The following is a 3,481-nucleotide window of genomic DNA, read 5'->3' as shown; positions in this document are numbered from 1 at the left end:
CGTATCCGTCCGAGGGAGACCGCCTTTGATTATTGGATAAAACTGTTCAGACCCTGTCCTTATTCCCAGGCATAAGGACAGTTGGACAGATGGAGATTTTTGAAGGGGACAGCGGGTCTCGGGTGAGCCGTCTTGAGGTGATCAACACCGGACGGCGGCGTCGATTTACTGAGGATGAGAAGCTGCGGATTGTCGCAGAAAGCTTTGCGGGGAGAGGCCAGGCATCGGCCACGGCCCGTCAGTACGGCATCAGCCGCTCGCTGTTGAACCGTTGGCGCAAGTCGGTTCGCCAGGGTTTGGAGGGTCAGAAACAAAGCGATGGTTTTGTGCCGGCGTTCGTCATGCCGGAAGCTTTTGTGCCGGTGAAGCAGGTCACTCCCCCTGCTGCGATGGAGCATCCGGTAGCGCCTCCTTCCGGCCGCATGGAGATTGTCGCGGCGAACGGTCGTCGTGTGGTCGTGGACGGCAGCGTCGACGTTGAGGCGCTGCTGCGGATCGTGCGGGGTCTGGAGACGTTGCGGTGATCACGCTTCCTTCCGGTCAAAATGTGCGGGTGTGGATATCAACGGGCCATACCGACATGCGGTGTGGGTTTCCATCGCTTGCGTTGCGGGTGCAGGAGGTGCTGAAACTGAACCCTCTGGACGGCAATCTTTTTGTATTCCGCGGTCGCAGCGGATCGCTGATAAAAGTGATCTGGAGTGACGGCCAGGGGAGCTGCCTTTTTACAAAAAAGTTGGACCGCGGCCGGTTCGTCTGGCCGTCTGCGGAAGGCGGCGCGATAGTGATATCACCCGCACAGCTCAGTTATCTTCTGTCCGGGATCGACTGGAGGCATCCTCAGGAAACCTGGCGGCCGACGAAGGTCGGCTAGCATTATTCAATTGAAAATACTGAGGAAATCTGATCGAATGGCTTTATGATCTCAAAGCCTGTCGATCTTCCTGCGGATGTTGTAGGCGCTTACCTGGCGCTGCTTGGCGAGCATGAAGCCTTGCAGGTTAAACACGCTATCGCAGTTGCGGAAGCGGCCAATGCGCAGGCGATGCTCACTGACAACGAGGCGCTGATCGTTGCTCTGGAATTGAAGATCGAGAAGCTCAGGCGCGAGTTGCGAGGCCAGCGCTCTGAACGCACGGCGCGCCTGCTCGACCAGTTGGAACTGCAGCTCGAGGAACTCGTGACGGCGGCAACGGAGGATGAGGTCGCGGCACAAGCAGCAAGCGCCAGAACCTCGAGCGTACGTTCGTTCACGCGCAAACGGCCGGTGCGCAAGCCATGGCCGGACGATATCGAGCGCGAACGTATCGTCATCGAGCCGCCGACGACTTGCACCTGCTGTGGTGGTTCGCGCCTGTCGAAGCTGGGCGAGGACGTCACCGAGACGCTGGAAGAGATTCCGCGCCGGTTCAAGGTGATCGAGACGGTGCGGGAAAAGTTCACGTGCCGTGACTGTGAAGGCATCAGCCAGGCACCAGCACCCTTCCATGCCACGCCGCGCGGCTTCATCGGTCCTCATCTGCTGGCGACGATCCTGTTCGACAAGTTCGGCATGCACAGCCCGCTCAACCGGCAAAGTGCCCGGTTCAAATGCGAGGGGATCGATCTTTCGACCTCGACGCTGGCCGACCAGGTCGGGTACGCAACAGCCGCTCTCATGCCTGTCTTCGATCTGATCGAGGCGCATGTCTTTGCGGCCGAGCGTCTTCACGGCGATGACACCACCATTCCCATTCAGGCCAGGGACAAATGCATGACCGGACGTATATGGACTTACGTATGCGATGACCGGCCATTCGGGGGAACAGCGCCGCCAGCCGCAATCTATTATGCGTCGAGTGACCGGCGCGGCGAACATCCGCAGAAGCACCTGGCCAGATACGGCGGCATTCTCCAGAGCGATTGCTACAATGGCTTCGAGCCGATCGCTGTTGCCGCAACGAAAGAGGTGCCGATCACCTTCGCCTTTTGCCATGCGCATGCGCGGCGTAAATTCTTTGAGCTGGCCGATATCCAGAAAAGTGCGCGAGATCGCAAACGCAAGGGCAAGCCGATCTCGCCGATCGCGCTTGAGGCTGTCAAACGGTTCGACGCGTTGTTCGAGATTGAGCGGCAGATCAACGGCTTGAGTGCTGGAGAACGACTGGCTGTGCGGCAGGAGAAGAGCAAACCGCTGTTCGATGAGATGCACGAGTGGTTGACGAAGGAACGCGCCACGCTCAGCAGATCGTCCGAGGTCACCGAGCCGATCGATTACATGCTCAAGCGCTGGGAGGGCTTCGCCCTCTTCCTCGAAGACGGAAGGGTCTGTCTTACGAACAATGCAGCGGAAAGAGCGTTGCGCGGTGTGGCGTTAGGAAGGAAAAACTGGACCTTCGCCGGTTCCCAGCGTGGGGCCGATCGTGCCGCTGTCATGCTGACTGCCATCACCATCTGCCGCCTCAACGATGTCGACCCAAAGGCGTGGCTTGCCGATGTCCTGGCTCGCATCGCCGACCATCCTGTGACGCGCCTGCACGAACTGCTGCCCTGGGAGTGGAAACGTGCATCGCCGGCAACCGTCCTGCTGGCGGCCTGACGATGGTGGCTTCTGTCGTCCGCCTGAAGGTCACCCTCGATCATGTCGAGCCGATAGTGATGCGGCGCGTTGTCGTGCCGTTCACCATCAGGCTCAGTCGGCTGCACGAGGTATTGCAGGCGGCGATGGGCTGGACCAACAACCACCTTTACGAATTCCGCATGCGTGACGTCGGCTTTGGTTTGCCCGACAAGGAATGGGGGGATGGTCCGATCGATGCCCGCAGGGTCTCGCTGCTGTCGGCAGTCCAGGACACCGGTGCGAAATCGTTCAAATACCTTTACGACTTTGGCGACGGTTGGGAACACAGCATCAAGATCGAGCGCACCTTTCCTGCAGTCGGCACGGAAGGACCGATGCTCCTCGAAGCAACGGGACACTGCCCGCCTGAAGACGTTGGTGGTCCATGGGGTTATCAGGAGTTCCGTGAGGCGCTTGCAGACCCGGCGCACGAGCGACATGCCGAAATCCTCGAATGGTGGGGCAGCAGCGATTACAATCCCAACAGCGCCAACTTCTCGCAGCTCAACAAAGCCGTCGATGACCTCGCCGCAAAATGGGTCCGAAAAGCGCGACGCAAAACCTGAACACTGGGCTGTGGCTGAAAGCCGAAACTGGATTTTACCGTGTAAACAACCGGCGGAATAGTTCTTCCGAACGCCGTAGACCTTCGTCCGTCAGGACCAGCGACTTCGACTTGTTCGCCGGATCACAGATCAGTCCCTTCTCATGCAACCGATCCGTCGTCGCCCAGTCAAATCCCTTCCAGGCGCAACGTTCGTTGTGGAGCGTCAGCCATAACAGTGCCAGGACCGCGTCGTCGATTTTGTCCTCGTCGATCTCCATTCTGCCAGCCTACCACGCGCGAGACTTCAAGTCCCGCGGCCAACCTCGGATGGATAC

The 3,481-nt window shown here is 59.3% G+C and carries 5 protein-coding genes; 4 read left to right on the top strand and 1 reads right to left on the bottom strand.

The genetic code is table 11. From position 1 onward, the window contains the following. Positions 1 to 89 precede the first annotated feature (89 nt). Genes tnpA through GDN47_RS31695 form a run of 4 tightly spaced genes read left to right on the top strand, consistent with a single transcriptional unit; the run spans position 90 to position 3,165 of the window. Positions 90 to 524 (top strand): IS66-like element accessory protein TnpA, encoded by a 435-nt coding sequence (gene tnpA, locus GDN47_RS31710; protein ID WP_113367588.1) that lies wholly within the window; start codon positions 90 to 92, stop codon positions 522 to 524. Next, positions 521 to 874, top strand: coding sequence for an IS66 family insertion sequence element accessory protein TnpB (gene tnpB / locus GDN47_RS31705; protein ID WP_210386791.1), 354 nt, complete (start codon positions 521 to 523; stop codon positions 872 to 874). The genes tnpA and tnpB overlap by 4 nt, the downstream gene beginning before the upstream one ends. 45 nt (positions 875 to 919) lie before the next feature. Continuing rightward, on the top strand, positions 920 to 2,578 hold the full coding sequence (tnpC, locus tag GDN47_RS31700; RefSeq protein ID WP_152095053.1) for an IS66 family transposase: 1,659 nt from the start codon (positions 920 to 922) through the stop codon (positions 2,576 to 2,578). 2 nt (positions 2,579 to 2,580) lie between these two features. After that, on the top strand, positions 2,581 to 3,165 hold the full coding sequence (locus tag GDN47_RS31695; RefSeq protein WP_113367590.1) for a plasmid pRiA4b ORF-3 family protein: 585 nt from the start codon (positions 2,581 to 2,583) through the stop codon (positions 3,163 to 3,165). Positions 3,166 to 3,199: 34 nt separating this feature from the next. Here the strand turns inward: GDN47_RS31695 and GDN47_RS31690 are convergent, their stop codons facing one another. Then, positions 3,200 to 3,424, bottom strand: coding sequence for a DUF6429 family protein (locus GDN47_RS31690; RefSeq protein WP_113367587.1), 225 nt, complete (start codon positions 3,422 to 3,424; stop codon positions 3,200 to 3,202). Between the last annotated feature and the right edge of the window lie 57 nt (positions 3,425 to 3,481).

It is taken from the genome of Martinezella dioscoreae, assembly GCF_009176305.1.
Lineage (GTDB): Bacteria > Pseudomonadota > Alphaproteobacteria > Rhizobiales > Rhizobiaceae > Rhizobium > Rhizobium dioscoreae.
Note: the sequence above shows the minus strand (reverse complement) of the source record. Positions and strands in the feature narration are given on the sequence as shown.